At 67.8% G+C, this 14,508-nt stretch carries 12 protein-coding genes; 4 read left to right on the top strand and 8 right to left on the bottom strand.

What is annotated here, in order from left to right:
* Positions 1-60 precede the first annotated feature (60 nt).
* From U0042_RS14220 to U0042_RS14205, 4 genes are all read right to left on the bottom strand, one after another.
* Positions 61-1,449: a hypothetical protein gene (locus U0042_RS14220; RefSeq protein ID WP_157977798.1), complete on the bottom strand. Its 1,389-nt coding sequence runs from the start codon at positions 1,447-1,449 to the stop codon at positions 61-63.
* Between the two features lie 24 nt (positions 1,450-1,473).
* The gene (locus U0042_RS14215) at positions 1,474-2,055 is read right to left on the bottom strand and encodes a hypothetical protein (RefSeq protein ID WP_232833301.1); all 582 of its coding nucleotides are present in this window, start codon (positions 2,053-2,055) and stop codon (positions 1,474-1,476) included.
* Between the two features lie 122 nt (positions 2,056-2,177).
* The gene (locus tag U0042_RS14210; RefSeq protein ID WP_114810235.1) at positions 2,178-2,681 is read right to left on the bottom strand and encodes a hypothetical protein; all 504 of its coding nucleotides are present in this window, start codon (positions 2,679-2,681) and stop codon (positions 2,178-2,180) included.
* 75 nt (positions 2,682-2,756) lie between these two features.
* Positions 2,757-3,242 (bottom strand): hypothetical protein, encoded by a 486-nt coding sequence (locus U0042_RS14205; protein ID WP_114810236.1) that lies wholly within the window; start codon positions 3,240-3,242, stop codon positions 2,757-2,759.
* Positions 3,243-3,773: 531 nt separating this feature from the next.
* Here U0042_RS14205 and U0042_RS14200 point away from each other — a divergent pair.
* A complete protein-coding gene (locus tag U0042_RS14200) occupies positions 3,774-5,165 on the top strand; it encodes a sigma-54 dependent transcriptional regulator (RefSeq protein ID WP_114810237.1) in 1,392 nt (463 codons plus the stop codon).
* 90 nt (positions 5,166-5,255) lie between these two features.
* Complete coding sequence (locus tag U0042_RS14195; RefSeq protein ID WP_114810238.1) at positions 5,256-6,227, top strand: thymidylate synthase; 972 nt, start codon at positions 5,256-5,258, stop codon at positions 6,225-6,227.
* 162 nt (positions 6,228-6,389) lie between these two features.
* Here the strand turns inward: U0042_RS14195 and U0042_RS14190 are convergent, their stop codons facing one another.
* Positions 6,390-9,107, bottom strand: a complete 2,718-nt coding sequence (locus U0042_RS14190) for a DUF6600 domain-containing protein (RefSeq protein ID WP_114810239.1) — start codon at positions 9,105-9,107, stop codon at positions 6,390-6,392.
* Positions 9,108-9,322: 215 nt separating this feature from the next.
* Positions 9,323-10,036: an ArsR/SmtB family transcription factor gene (locus U0042_RS14185; protein WP_114810240.1), complete on the bottom strand. Its 714-nt coding sequence runs from the start codon at positions 10,034-10,036 to the stop codon at positions 9,323-9,325.
* A 236-nt stretch (positions 10,037-10,272) separates the two neighbouring features.
* Between U0042_RS14185 and U0042_RS14180 the strand changes: the two genes are divergently transcribed.
* Both U0042_RS14180 and U0042_RS14175 read left to right on the top strand, forming a co-directional pair.
* Entirely contained in the window at positions 10,273-10,395 is a 123-nt protein-coding gene (locus tag U0042_RS14180) for a hypothetical protein (RefSeq protein ID WP_269814036.1), read from the top strand.
* Positions 10,396-10,512: 117 nt separating this feature from the next.
* Positions 10,513-11,016: an acyl-CoA thioesterase gene (locus U0042_RS14175; RefSeq protein WP_114810394.1), complete on the top strand. Its 504-nt coding sequence runs from the start codon at positions 10,513-10,515 to the stop codon at positions 11,014-11,016.
* Positions 11,017-11,091: 75 nt separating this feature from the next.
* Here the strand turns inward: U0042_RS14175 and fumC are convergent, their stop codons facing one another.
* A complete protein-coding gene (fumC, locus tag U0042_RS14170) occupies positions 11,092-12,498 on the bottom strand; it encodes a class II fumarate hydratase (protein WP_114810242.1) in 1,407 nt (468 codons plus the stop codon).
* A 152-nt stretch (positions 12,499-12,650) separates the two neighbouring features.
* Complete coding sequence (locus U0042_RS14165; RefSeq protein ID WP_114810395.1) at positions 12,651-14,243, bottom strand: phospholipase D family protein; 1,593 nt, start codon at positions 14,241-14,243, stop codon at positions 12,651-12,653.
* Positions 14,244-14,508: the final 265 nt, after the last annotated feature.

Below are 14,508 nucleotides of genomic sequence, written 5' to 3'. Positions count from 1 at the left end.
CCGATGTCGAGGCCGGCCGGTTTTCCCCGTGCAGTGCTGTTGCCTGCGGTGGGAGGTGGCTTAGTGCGATACCACGCTCGCGACTGCGAGGCCGTTGTGTTGCAGGTTGCCCACGCCCGACGCGATGTTCACGCCGATGTTGCCCGTGGCGCCCACGAGCGCGCCGGCGCCGAGGTACGACGAGCCGGTGAAGCTGCCCTTCACGCCGGCTTCGGCGGTCTGGCAGTTCTGGTCGCTCGCGATGACTTCGCCGCCGTTGCCGCTGCGGCGCGGATCGCTCCTCGAGACCGTCGTGGACGACACGGCGAGGCTGTTGTTCTGCACGTTGCCCGCACCCGACGCCACGTTCACGCCGACGTTGCCCGACGCGCCGGCGAGCACGCCGGAGCCAACGGACGCCACGAAGTTGAGCGGACCCACCTTCGCCTTGCCCGACGAGCTTTGCGTCGAGAAGATCTGCGCGCTGCCGAACACCGGGCCCACGTCCATGTTGGCGAGCGCCGCGTCGTTGGACTGCGCGTTGTTGGCACCCGTGGCCATGTTCACGCCGATGTTGCCCTGCGCGCCTGCGAGCGCGCCGGTGTCGATCGTCGCGGCCATCGTGGTCGTCTTGCGCGTGTCGATGTGCTCCGTGACTGCGCCCGTCACCGTCACGCTGCCGGCGTCTTCGGCGTAGTTGCGGTTCCAGCCGTAGGCGTGAGCGTGCGCCGAGTAGTCGTTCGACGTGAACGAGCCGCTGCCGCTGTTCGTGTGCGTCGCGCTGCTCTGGCCGCTTGCCGCGAAGCCGCCCCATGCCACGTCGTAGCCGTTCGCGCTGCCATGGAAGCCGCCGCCGAAGTTGGACGACTCGTGCGTGTTGAGGGCGCCCGCGAAGCCTGCCGCGACGCCGCCGAAGATCACGCCGGGGCCGCCGCCCAGACCCGCGATGAAGCCCGCGGCGATGAAGCCGTTGGCGGACTGATGCGTGTTCGCGTACTGGTAGCCGCCATAGTTGGCCGAGATGCCCGAGGCGAAGCCGCCGCCCTTCACGAAGCTGGCGCTCTTCGACCAGTTCGAGGTGCTCGTGTGCGTGTTGTTGTACGCATAGCTATCGTTCTTGTACGAGTCGCTCACGCTCCAGCTGCTGCCGCTGCCGCTTGCGTTGTCCCAGCGGCGCGTGGTGTTCACGGCCGTCGTGATGCTGCCTTTGGTGTACGACTGCGGCGGGCCCTGCATGTCCACGCCGCCGATGTTGACGCTCTGCGAGTTGTTGACCGTCGCGCCCGAGCTGGCCGCCACGTCGACGTGACCGCGCAGCGTGATGAAACCGAATTCGCCGATGTCGGTGTAGATGTTGGTGGCCGTGAAGAGCTCGGCCGGGTCGCAGCCGGATCCGCAATTGCGTTCGCCCGCATAGGCGCCGGTGACCATCATCGACAGAACAGCCGTTGCAATGAGAGTGCGTTTCATGATTACGCTCCGAAAGACATCAAGTTAAAAAAAGGTGCCCGCCGGGGGACGGAGCACAAAACTGTTGGAACTGACGTTGCCTGCTCCGGCTGTCTGGTTGATCTGCAGGACGCCGTTGACGTTTTTGAATGCGCCCGCACCGATGGACGCTTCGCGCACGTCGTGGCTTCCCACGGATCTCGCCAGCCCACTGCCGTTGGCGGTCGTAGCGGATAGCACCCCATCCGATACGATCTCCGCTTCACCCGGAGCAGAACCGATCAAGGCACTGTTCCGCTGAAGATTCGCTACGCCTGCCGACTGATTCAGCTGAATCACGCCGGAGGTATTGGAAAATGCGTTGCTCGCGATCACGCTGGCCGCGTTCGTGGCGCGCGCATTGGCACTCGCGCCTTGCGCGCTTGCCGTGAGATCGATGGGCGTCGACCCGGTCGTGACCACAGCCTGGTTCGCCTGAACGTTGTCGAGGCCGCTCGCCTGATTCACCGCGACCACGCCCACCGCGCCGGCAACTGCCGCGCTGCCGATCACGGAAAGCGCGTCGACGCGTTCCGGCGCCGTCTGCGCGTGGGCGACGACACTGGCCGCGCTCGCCGCGCCCGCCACGGCGCAGGCCACGAGCGTGCGGCCGAGGGCGCGTCCGACCGTGCCGCCGGCAGCGCGCCCTGGTTCCGCGCGCCGGTGTGCGGCACTCGCGAGGAGAAGACGATGCAGAAGGTGCGACGTGCTCATTTCGCGGCTCCCAGGGCGGCGCCGAGCGGCGACAGCGCGCTCGTCACGGTCTGTGCAATTGAGCTGCCGAGGCCGGCAAGACCGGCGCCCGCCGCCGCGTTTGCGCCGACCGGAACGGAGTTGCCCGTGGCGCCCAACACCTGGCCCATGCCGCCCACGCTCGCGAGCGTGGAGCGCACGCCGCCGCCGGCGATGCCGCCGGAGCCGTGCGCGCCGTTCAGATCGAGGTCGGTGGCCATGGACGCGATCGCGCCGTCGAACGTGGCGCGCGGGAAGGTCTCCACCTGGACGGCGATGGGGTCCTGGCTCTTCGGCACCGGCACGAACGCGTCGCGCGGTGTGATGGTGCGTTCGATCACGAGATTGCCCGGCTGCGTGCTGGGCTGCATGAGTTGCTGCGCGGCCGCGGGCGTTGCCGCCGCGGCGGCAGCGCATCCGAGCGCGCACAGCAGGGCGGCAAGCGGTACGCCGCGGCGCGGCGCTGGAAGTGAGGCGGTCATGTCGGTTCCTCGAAAACGGGCGGACGATGTGAGCGCGTGGCTCACGATGCCGCGCCCAGTGGCTCTCAACTGCGCCTAGTTGCCGTTGCGCTGATACGTCGTGACGTTGCTCTGCGCGGTGCGCGCGGCATCCACGGGGACAGGCAGCGGCGCGGGCGGGGCGATTTCGTCCCACAGCGTCACGCCGTTGCCGCGCATGAATTGCGGTGTGGCGGCGACCATCATCATTCCCACCGCACCGCCGCGCTGACGCGAGAGCACCTGGTCGTCGAGCGCGATGTCGCTCGAGGCGGTCGCGTCGGGAACGCCCATTGCTTGCGTAAACGGGATGGCCGCGGGGGCGGGGGCCGTGCCGGTGTCGGCCGTGGCCACCGTCGGCGGCGGCGTCACCGCTGCGGACGGCGCGTCCGCGAGGGTGGCGACCGCCACGTCGGGTGAGGCGGCGGGTGCGGCTTCCTGCGCCGAGGCGCCGGAGGCGGCAAAGAGCAGCGCGAGCGAGGCGGCGAGCACGAGCGGAGCGCGCCTGGCCATGCATCTGTCTACGCAGTCGATGAGTCGCATGATGTTTCTCCCTGGTGGCCCTCGTTTAGCGAAACGTGTGCCATCGCCCGGAAACCATTGACGCGACAGGAGAAAGTCAAATCGACTGCCCGGTCTCGGCCGGAAATCGCGCCGAAACGTTTCGGCCGTGAAACGGCGGGAAGAAAATACCGCTTATTCCGCAATGCGGTAGTCACATTGCAGAGGTAATCATCGCAATGGCGCAGAAAACGTTTTATGTAATTCGTCAGACTTGCGCCGATGTCGCACAGCCTTGTTGCATATGGCGCAGAGCGATCTAATTTGAATATTTGCTGTTGGCCGGACGACGCGTATAGTAAGCTCCTGACACGAGCCGACTTTTAAAAAAAATCTCATTCGGCCGTTTGAACGCACACATGCCGCTTTCGGGTATCAGCCGTCCACACAAAAATGAAATGGTCGTTCGGTATTTTTTGCCATAGGGCAAATGCCGCCCGCCGTCCGCATGTCCGGAGAATCAGGGGCGTGCTGTCGCAGTTTCGAGCGCACGTTGACGAGAGGATCTGAAGAATGGAACCCGCAACACGGCAACTCGTTTATGTCACGCGCAACCCCAGCCCGGAGTTGAGTTCGCGCTTTCGCGACCGTGGCTGGCATGTCGATGTCGTGGAAAGCGCGCGCGACGTGCGCCGCGCTGTCCGCGCCGGCAGCACGGCCGGCGGTCTGCTGGACCTCGCCAGCCGGTTTCAGCCGCATGAAATCGTGACCTTCGAGTCGTGTCTCACCATGCCCAACGTGGGCTGGGTGGCGGCCACGACGGCCGGGCAACTGCAGGACGCGTCGCTGCGCCGGCTGGTCCGCGATTACTGTTTCGACTATGTAACGATGCCCTGGACGGGCGAACGCGTGGTGGATTCGGTGGGCCACGCGTTCGGCATGGTGGAACTGGGGGAGCCGGCATCGAACGAATCCACCACGGGCGCCGAGGGCGAAATGGTGGGCTCGTGCGACGCGATGCTCGCGCTCTTTCGCTCCATCCGCAAAGTAGCGATGACCGATGCGCCGGTTTTCATCTCGGGCGAATCCGGCACAGGCAAGGAACTCACCGCGGTCGCGATTCATGAGCGCTCCGCGCGGCGCAACGCGCCGTTCGTGCCCATCAACTGCGGCGCCATTCCGCCGCATCTTCTGCAGTCCGAACTGTTCGGCTACGAGCGCGGCGCCTTCACGGGGGCGAACCAGCGCAAGATCGGGCGCGTGGAAGCTGCCAATGGCGGCACGCTGTTTCTCGACGAAATCGGCGATCTGCCGCTCGAAAGCCAGGCGAGCCTGCTGCGCTTCCTTCAGGAAGGCAAGGTGGAGCGGCTGGGCGGGCATCAATCCATTCCCGTGGATGTGCGCATCATCTCGGCCACGCACGTAGACATGCAGACCGCGATGATCGAAGGGCGCTTCCGGCAGGATCTCTATCACCGCCTGTGCGTGCTGCAGATCGACGAGCCGCCGCTGCGCGCGCGCGGCAAGGACATCGAACTGCTCGCGCGGCACATGCTCGAACGCTTTCGCAAGGACGCGAGCCGTCGTCTGCGCGGTTTTTCGCCCGACGCCATCGCGGCGCTGCACAACTACAGCTGGCCCGGCAACGTGCGCGAACTCATCAACCGCGTGCGGCGCGCCATCGTGATGTCGGAGGGACGCGCCATCACGGCGCGCGACCTCGAACTCTCCGAGTACGTGGAGATCGTGCCGGTCTCGCTCGCGCAGGCGCGCGAAGCGGCCGAGCGCCAGGCCATCGAACTTGCGCTCTTGCGTCATCGCGGGCGCCTCGGCGACGCGGCGCAGGAACTCGGCATTTCGCGCGTCACGCTGTACCGGCTGCTGTGCGCGCACGGCATGCGCCACATGGAGGGCGATCTCGGCCATCAGGGCGGGGACTTGCCGGCGAGTGTCCCGCATCTGTGATGCGCCAGGTGAGCCGCACGCGCGCTTGCTAGAATCGGGGGCTTCAGTTCATCCAAACGGCGCCGCGCCGGCCCGAAGGAAGCCCCCCGAATGAAACAGTACCTCGACCTCGTCCGCACGATTCTCGACACCGGCACGTGGCAGGAGAACCGCACCGGCATCCGCACCATCAGCATGCCGGGCGCGATGATGCGCTTCGACCTCCAGCAGGGCTTCCCCGCGGTCACCACGAAGAAGCTGGCGTTCAAGTCGGCGGTAGGCGAACTCGTGGGCTTTCTGCGCGCTTCGCGCAGCGCCGCGGACTTCCGCGCGCTCGGCTGCAAGGTGTGGGACGCCAACGCAAACGAGAACGCCCAGTGGCTCGCGAATCCGTACCGCGAGGGGCCGGACGACCTCGGCGACGTCTACGGCGTGCAATGGCGCCGGTGGCCGGCCTACAAGGTGCTCCATGCGTCCGCGACGGCGCAGCTGGCCGACGCGCAGGCGCGCGGCTTCAACGTAGTGACGCAGTTCGAAGAGGCGGGCGTGCAGAAGGTGCTGCTGTACAAGGCGGTGGACCAGTTGCGCCAATGTCTCGACACGATCATGCAGAACCCGGCCGACCGCCGCATCCTGTTCCATGCCTGGAACCCGGCGGTGCTCGATCAGATCGCGCTGCCGGCTTGCCACCTGCTGTACCAGTTCCTGCCGAACGCCGCCCGTCGCGAGATTTCGCTGTGCCTCTACATCCGCAGCAACGACGTGGGGCTGGGCACGCCGTTCAACCTCACCGAAGGCGCGGTGCTGCTTCACCTGGTGGGGCGCCTCACGGGCTACACGCCGCGCTGGTTTACCTACTTCATCGGCGACGCCCATATCTACGAAAACCAGCTGCCGATGCTGCGCGAGCAACTCACGCGCGAGCCGTACGAGAGCCCGCGGCTCGTCATTTCGGACCGGGTGCCCGACTACGCGAAGACCGGCGTCTATGAGCCGCAATGGCTGGAGCAGATCGAGCCGTCGGATTTTTCGCTGGCGGGATATCGGCACCACGAACCGCTGACGGCACCCATGGCCGTTTAAGTCGACGTGCGATGCGGCGGCCTTCACGTGCCGCCGTAGCGTTGCAGGACTGAAACGGTCGCGCCCCAATACCTCAAACGATCACGCCCGCTCTGCGATTTCGCAGCGCGGGCGTTTTTATTTGCACAGGGACCTTTCTCCCTTCGCGGGCAAGCCCGCCCCCTAGCCGTGCCGGTGCTCGTCGTGCTGACCGGCGGTGGGCGCGGGCGCCGCGTGCGGCTGGACGGTCTGCGGCGGCGGATGGAACTCCTGACGCGGCTGAGGTTGCGGCTGCGGTTGAGGCTGCGGGTGGAATTCGGCACGCGGTTGCTGCGGCGGCGGACGGAACTCGGCACGCGGCTGAGGTTGAGACTGCGGACGAATTTCCGCACGCGGCTGCATCGCCTGCGGTGCGCGTACTTCTGGCCGCGGCTGCTGCACCTGCGGGGCCGCCATCGGAGCGCGCGGCTCGAACTGCGGGCGCGGCGCTTGCACCGCTTCCTGTGGTCCCCGGACGGCTTCGCGCGGCTGTGGCTGGTGTACCTGGGGCTGGCCGCCCGGCTGCGCGCGCATTTCGGGCACACGCGCAGCCTGCGCGCCGCCTTGCGGCACGAAGGCCTGACGTTGCTGGCCCGCGGCCTCCGGCGCATGCGGCACAGGCTGGCCGCCTTGCGGCGCAAACGCCTGACGCTGCTGGCCCGCAGCCTCGGGTGTGCGAGGCATGGGCTGTCCACCTTGGGGGGCGCCACGCTGTTCTTGCGGCACGGCCTGTGCGCCGTTGACGCGCGGCTGGCCTTGCATGGCCATCGGCGTGTGGGGTTGGGTCCAGACGGGCTCGCGCCGTGCGTTCGCTTCGCCGGGTTGCGGCTGCTGAGCGCCTGGGGCGACGGCGCCGCGCGGCATGCCGTTCTCCGCGCGCATGCCGGGTTGTGGCGGCCTCGGCACGCCATTGCCGGGCTGCGGCTGCCGCTCGAGCGCGGCCATCGGCGTGCCGGGTTGCGGTCGCGCGCCGCCCGGTACGGGCGCCATGCCGGGCCGTTGTGCCGCCTGAGGAACCGCGCCGGCTGTCGGCATGCCAGGTCGCGCGCCGGGTCGCTCCGCTTGTCCGGGCTGTCCCGCTTGTCCGTTGAAGGGCTGTTGATGCCCCGGCCCCCTCATCCCTTCCGCGGCCAGCGTCGGCGAATGCGGCGGCACGAGTCTCACGTTCGGAATGGCCTGCGCCGCAGGGTTATGCAGCACGTTGCCGATTAACCCGCTGCGCGCCGGCACCGACGTCCTCACGACCGGCGCGCCCGCGCCCGGCACCACGCCGCCGTGCGCCGCGCGCTGCGCCAGTGCATCGTGGAAGGCCGGCGGCGCGACGGGCCGCCGCGTGGCGACCACCTGGCGCTCGCCCGCGCTCGCGGGTGGCCGGAAGCCGGCGTTACGCAAGCCCGGGCCGAAACTCTCGCGCACCGGCGCGATGCCCGGCGTGCCCGGTTCGATCCTGGCGTGTTGCCACTGCCGCGGATCGACCTTCTGCGCGAATCGTGAGGCGGGTTGTCCGTGCACGAACGCCGTGGCCGGCACAGCCGTGATCGCGCCCGGCGCCCGGTAGTTGATGTAGGTGTTGTGAACATTCGTGATGTTGGTGATGTTCACGTTGTTGCGGTAGTTGTTGATCACGACAGGCTGGTTCACGCGTTCGTAGTAGCGCGGGCTCCAGTTGCACCAGCGCGGATGCCACGGCTCGCCCGGGCCGAGCGGGAACCACGCCACGCCTGCCGCCGCTGCGCCGCCCAGCGTGAGGCTCACGCCCCAGTCGACGCCGCCGCCCCCACCGCCCACGAACGCCACCAGCGCCGGGGCATAGACGGGCGGCGCGGCCTCCACCACCTGACCCGGCACCCAGGCCCACGTGTCGTCCACGTAGGCCCAACGGCCGTAGTGGTACGGCGCGAAGCCCCAAGGCGCGTCGTCGACCCAGGTCCAGCCCCACGGCGCCTGCCACACCCAGTGACCGTCGTGATAGGGCGCCCAGCCGGCCGGCACCGCGTTCGGGACCCAGACGTTGCCGTATTGCGGATCGTCGCGCCAGGACCCGTTGGCATCGAGGTCCTGGTAGCCCGGAATCTCGCGCGAGACGTAGCGCGCGGACACCGAGCGGTCTTCGGCCGCGTCGCGCGCGCCGCTCCACTGGTCGAACACGTCCGGCGCCGGCGCGCCGCTTGCGGCGACCTGCTGCAGGTTCGTGCCCGCGAACTGGATCTGCTGACCCGCCTCGACGGGCATCTGGCCGCCGTCGCCGTACACGGTGGCACTGCCGCGTCGCACCGTGACGGTGGTGGTGCTGCCGTCGGGCGCGACGTCCACGCGATAGTCGCCCGCGCCGTTCACGCCGAGCGCGAGGTTCGGCGTGTCGATCTCATAGCTGCTGCCGGGCGGCAGTGAGCGGACGTGAGTCGAGAGCGTGCCCTGCGCGACCTTCAATTGCGTCGAGGTGTCGTCGAGATTGAGGACGTCGAGACTCGTCTCTTCGTCCATGCGCACGGCCGTGGAGCCGATGTGCAGTTCCGAGCGCGCGTTGCGGTCGTTCCAGAGCTGGTCGCCCGTGGTGAGCGGCCGGTTGATCTGCGCGTACGACCAGTCGGATGCCCCTGCGGGCTGCGTGGTCACGGCGCCGGCCATGTAGTCGAGCCGCGCGACGCGCCCGGGCGGGTCGCCGGCTTGCGCGACCGCTGCACCGGGTGCATTGGGTGCGAGGGGCGGCGTTTGCGCGAGCGCCGGCAAGGTGGCGACGTTGAACGCGGCGAGCGCCGCGCAGACGATGACGGCCGGGCGGCTGACGCGGCGCACGCGACTGATGCGAACCGTGGGACCTGAGTGTTGAGACAGCGTGAGCGATGTGGCGTGCGGTTTCATTGTGTGTCTCCGACGGAGCGGAGCCACCGCGCACGATCGCGGCTGGCGGCGCTCCCTCGGATTCACTCTATCCGCCGTGCGTGTTTCAAGGGGCAGTCATTTGTAAGGGCTCCGTGGTGCGCTGTAACAAAATTTGTCCCCGAATTCGGAGACCTTCGGACGCCTCGCGGCCGGCTGTCTTGTGGGGCTGCGCGGCTCCTCATGTGACCGGGCAATCAGTCCGACAAAAATTCGTCGAACGCGCGCTTACCCGGCGGCGTGATGCGAAGAATGCGCGGACGGTCCGTGTGCTCCACCCAGCCGCGCGCGGTCCAGGCATCGAGCAGCGCCGCGCCGAGCGAGCCGCCCAGGTGCGGCCGGCGTTCGCTCCAGTCGGGGCACGTGCATGCAAACCGCCGGCGTCGCCGACGCTGCGTGGCGACGTCGATGCCCCAGTCCTCAAGCCGCACGGCGCCGGCCGGCGTGGCGTCGAGTTCGTCGCCGTGCGCGCTCAGCAGTCCGTCGCGGACCAGCCGGTCGAACACGTTCACGGCCAGTTCGCCCGCCATGTGGTCGTAGCAGGTGCGCGCGTAGCGCATGTCGACAGGCACGGTGCGCGCCGGACGCGGGGCCGGCCGTTGCGGCGCGGCGGCTTCGGCTAGATGCGCAAGGGCCTCGATCGACGCCGCGATTTCCGGTGTGGCGATGCGGAAGTAGCGGTGGCGGCCGCGCACTTCGAGCGCGAGCAGTCCGCTTTCCGTGAGCCGCGCGAGATGGGCGCTCGCGGCCGAGGGCGAAAGTCCCGCGATCAGCGTGAGTTCGCCGGCGGGACGGGCGCTGCCGTCCATGAGCGCCCACAGCATGGCGGCGCGGCCGGGGTCGGCAAGCAGCGCGCCGATACGCGAAAGCCCCGGGAAGTGGCTGGAATCGGCGGAGTGGGGCAGGGACATCGGGACCTCCTTTCGGTGCAGCGGTGCAGCAACCGGACGCGGCGCGCTGCGCGATTGGCCTGTTTCGTCTGCACTGTAGCGGATGCCGGCATTCGACGTTTCAGGGCGAGGTGAAGCGTGGGCTGCACGGGGCGGCCCTCTGCGGCGCTTACCGGCCCTGCGCTAGAATCGGTGACTTCAGCTTTCCGATGTCAGCCGTCCCGCCCGCCATGAAATGTTCCTGGATCGTTGCCGCCATGCTTGCCTGCGTTCTCTGTAGCGCCTGTGCCGCTGGCGGATCGTCTCAGTCGTCGGGCGGGGAAAGCGGCATCACGATGTACGGCACCATCGACGAAGGCATCAGCTACCACAGCAAGTAATGCAGCGGCCTGCTCGGGTCGCCTCCCCACGGAACCACCAACGCGCTTTATGGCGCCCCGTATAATCGGCTCCTTCCATATACATCCGCACGAGCGGAGTCAATGACCGGAGTCAAGATGAGCACGCCCTCGAACGCACACGACCGTTCCGAAACCACGTTCCGGTTTCTGGCCGAGCCAAGCTCGGTGAATTTCGGCGGCAAGGTCCATGGCGGAGCGCTCATGAAGTGGATCGACGAAACCGCCTATGCCTGCGCGGCCGTGTGGTCGAGCCGCTATTGCGTGACGGTGAGCGTGGGCAACATCCGGTTCCGGCGCCCCATTCATGTCGGCAACATGGTCGAGCTGCACGCGCGCGTCGTGGCGACGGGGCGCACCAGCATGCACATCCACGTCTCGGTGCACGCGGGCGACCCGAAGAGCGGACAGCTGCGCCAGACCACCGACTGCCTCGTCGTGTTCGTTGCCGTGGACGAAACGGGCACGCCCGTGCCGGTGCCGTCCTTCGTGCCCGAGACCGACGAGCAGAAACGCCTCGCCCGTTACGCGATGGACGTGAAAGAAGCGCTCGACGCCATCGTCGAACTCAAGCCCGAAGAGGTCGCGGCGGGCGTGGTGTGAACGGTTCGAACGGCTTGCGTGGCGGGGTGCAGGCAGTGAACGCCTGCGCCACGCCCGAGTTGCTCGCCGACGCGGTCAGCCCTTGCCCGACGGCCGCCCCACCATGTTCTGCGGCCGCACCCACTCGTTGAACTGCTGCTCCGTCACGTAGCCGAGCGCGAGCGCCGAAGCCTTCAACGTGGTGCCTTCCTTGTGCGCCTTCTTGGCGATCTGCGCGGCCTTGTCGTAGCCGATGTGCGGATTGAGCGCGGTCACGAGCATCAGCGACTCGTTGAGCAGCGCGTCGATGCGCTCGCGATTCGGCTCGATGCCCACCGCGCAGTTGTCGTTGAAACTGCGCGCGCCGTCGGCGAGTAACCGCACCGATTGCAGCACGTTATGCGCGATCATCGGGCGATACACGTTGAGCTCGAAATTGCCGCTCGCGCCGCCCATGTTCACGGCCACGTCGTTGCCGAACACCTGGCAGCAGAGCATCGTGACCGCTTCGGACTGCGTGGGATTCACCTTGCCGGGCATGATCGAGCTGCCCGGCTCGTTCTCCGGAATCGACAGTTCGCCGAGCCCGCAGCGCGGGCCGCTCGCGAGCCAGCGGATGTCGTTCGCGATCTTCATGAGGCTCGCGGCCACGGTCTTGAGCGCGCCATGCGCGAAGACGAGCGCGTCGGCCGCGGCCATCACTTCGAATTTGTTGGGCGCCGTGACGAAGGGCAGCCCGGTCAGCTTCGCGATGGCTTCGGCCACCTTCTGCGCGAATTGCGGATGCGCGTTGAGTCCCGTGCCCACCGCCGTGCCGCCCTGCGCGAGTTCGTAGAGATGCGGCAGCGTCGACTCCACATGCCGGATGCCCTGATCGAGCTGCGCAACGTAGCCCGAAAATTCCTGGCCGAGCGTGAGCGGCGTGGCGTCCTGCAGGTGCGTGCGGCCGATCTTCACGATATCCGCGAAGGCCTTTGCCTTGCCGTCGAGCGTCTCGCGCAGCGTCTTCAGCGCGGGCAGCAGGTGCATGACGATGCCCACCGCGGCCGCGACGTGCATTGCGGTGGGAAACACGTCGTTCGACGACTGGCCGCGATTCACGTCGTCGTTCGGATGCACCTTGCGCGCTTCGCCGCGCACGCCACCCAGCAATTCGCTCGCGCGGTTCGCGATCACCTCGTTGAGGTTCATGTTGGTCTGCGTGCCCGAGCCCGTTTGCCACACGGCGAGCGGGAACTCGTGGGCGTGCTTGCCTGCGATGATCTCGTCCGCGGCGCTCATGATGGCGCGCGCCTTTGCTTCGTCCAGCACGCCCAGTTCGAGATTCACCTGCGCGGCAGCGCGCTTGATGGTGGCGAGCGCCGTGATGATTTCGGGCGCCTGCTTTTCGGTGGAAATGCGGAAGTTCTGCAGCGAGCGCTGCGTCTGCGCGCCCCATAGCTGCGCGTTGGGCACGGCGATTTCGCCGAACGTGTCGCGCTCCATTCTGACGTCTTCGGTCATAGCTTCGCTCCGTATGACGAGCGTTGCCGGTCGCGGGACGGCCGCAACCGGCAGAGGCTCTGGGTGGATGGCGCATCGTCGTGAAACCGTGCGCCGCAATTCTTTGCTTCGGGGACGTCCGCGCGGGCGGGTGGGTCAAGGCGCGGCGGGCTTCAGAGCTGGTCGTCCACCGGCAACAGCAAGAATAGCCCGGTCAGCAGATTCCTGTAGAAACCTGCCTGCGGGTCGAAGTTGTAGGTGCGCATCTTGCCGTCGTCCTCACCGGTCCACACGAGCGGCGAGGGCGGCGCGCCGATGCGCCTCAGCGACGCGGCCTCTTGCGGCGAGGCCAGTTGCACGCGATAGCTCGCCGAGGGCGCCGTGGCGCTCTTGAAGAGTTCCGCGACCTGGCCCGCGATCTGCGGGCTGTGCACGATGAGCGCGAGCTCGGTATTCAGATGCACCGAACGCGGATCGAGATTCAGCGAGCCGATCACGAGCGTGCGGCGGTCGATCACATAGGCCTTCGCGTGCAGGCTCGCGCGCGAGCGCGACCCCGTGAGCCCCACGCTGCGGTCGCGTTGCACCGGCTTGAATTCGTAGAGATCGACTCCGTGCTCGAGCAGCGGCACGCGGTAGGGGCTGTAGCCGGCCTGCACGGCGACGGCGTCGGTTGCCGCCAGCGAGTTCGTGAGAATCGCCACGTGCACGCCGCGTGCCGTGAGCTGCGAGAGCGCGTTCACGCCCACTTCGTGCGGCACGAAGTAGGGCGAGAAGACCAGCAGACTCTCGTGCGCGCCGCGCATCAGCTCGAAGAGCCGCTGCGCGGGCGGGCTCTTGTAGTCGGCCTTCGGCACGGCCACCTTGTCGGGCGTGTCGGCCTTGAATTCCGCGGGCGCCCAGACGAGACCCAGCTCGTCACGCGCGATTTGCTGCGCAAGCGGCGTCGCGTTGATGGGCTTGGCATCGTAGGGATCGGCATTCTCACGCCAGTGCTCGCGCAGCGCGTCGCGCGCTTCGTCGAGATCGTGCGGGTCGAAGCTTTGGCGGTTCAGCACGCGCAGTGGATAGGCGCTCGCACTGTTCCAGTAGCGATCGAAACTCGCGGAGATGTCCGCGACGATGGGACCGGCGGCGAGCATGTCGAGATCGCGGAACTCCAGCGTGGGGCTCGCGTTGAAATACTCGTCGCCAAGATTGCGTCCGCCCACGATGGCGAGCTGGTTGTCCACGATCATCGCCTTGTTGTGCATGCGGCGCGTGAAGGTGTCGATGCGCGTGAACAGGTCCGTGGTGCGCTCGAACATGCTCAACTGCTCGCTGCCGAACGGATTGAACACGCGAATCTCGATCTTCGGATGCGTGTTGAGCGCGGCCATCAGCTTGTCGATGTCCTTGAAGTTCAGGTCGTCGACCAGCATGCGCACCCGAACGCCCTGATCGGCCGCATAGAGTGCCGCGCCCAGCAGCAGCTTGCCGGTGGTGTCCTCGTTGGCGATGTAGTACTGCATGTCGAGGGTTTGGGTGGCGGCGCGCGCGAGCGCAATGCGCATCTGCAGGGCCTCGGTGCCGGCGGAGAGCAGTCTGAATCCCGACTGGCCGCCGTGCGCCTTGACGGGTGCGGCGAGGGCTTCGGCTAGGGGCGTGGAAGCGCCGGGCGGCAGCGCGTGCGTGACGTCGCGCGGGTAGGCCGTGGCGGGCGGGCGCGTGGCGCAGGCGCCGAGCGCGAGCGCTGCAACGAAGGCGAGCAGAAGGCTTGAGAGCAGGCGCGCAAACCCGGTGGGCGCCTCATGGCGAACGCATGCAACAGGCGTTGCGCGGACGCGCCTGCGCCACAGGGCTGCGACGGACCGGTCGATGTACGGCAGCACGCCTCGTTCTCCACGGTGGTGTTGTCGGCACCGGCCTGACGGGGCCGGTACCCTGTTGTGAAGAACATTCTACGGGCAATTGTTAAGGCAGGCTGGGCTGCCGGCATAGCGTGGGGCGTGAGGCGGGGGGGCGTGCGCGAAAAAAAGCCCGCGCATCGCG

It is taken from the genome of Paraburkholderia kururiensis (assembly GCF_034424375.1).
GTDB classification, from domain to species: domain Bacteria; phylum Pseudomonadota; class Gammaproteobacteria; order Burkholderiales; family Burkholderiaceae; genus Paraburkholderia; species Paraburkholderia kururiensis_A.
This window is presented reverse-complemented; position numbering and strand designations above follow the sequence as displayed.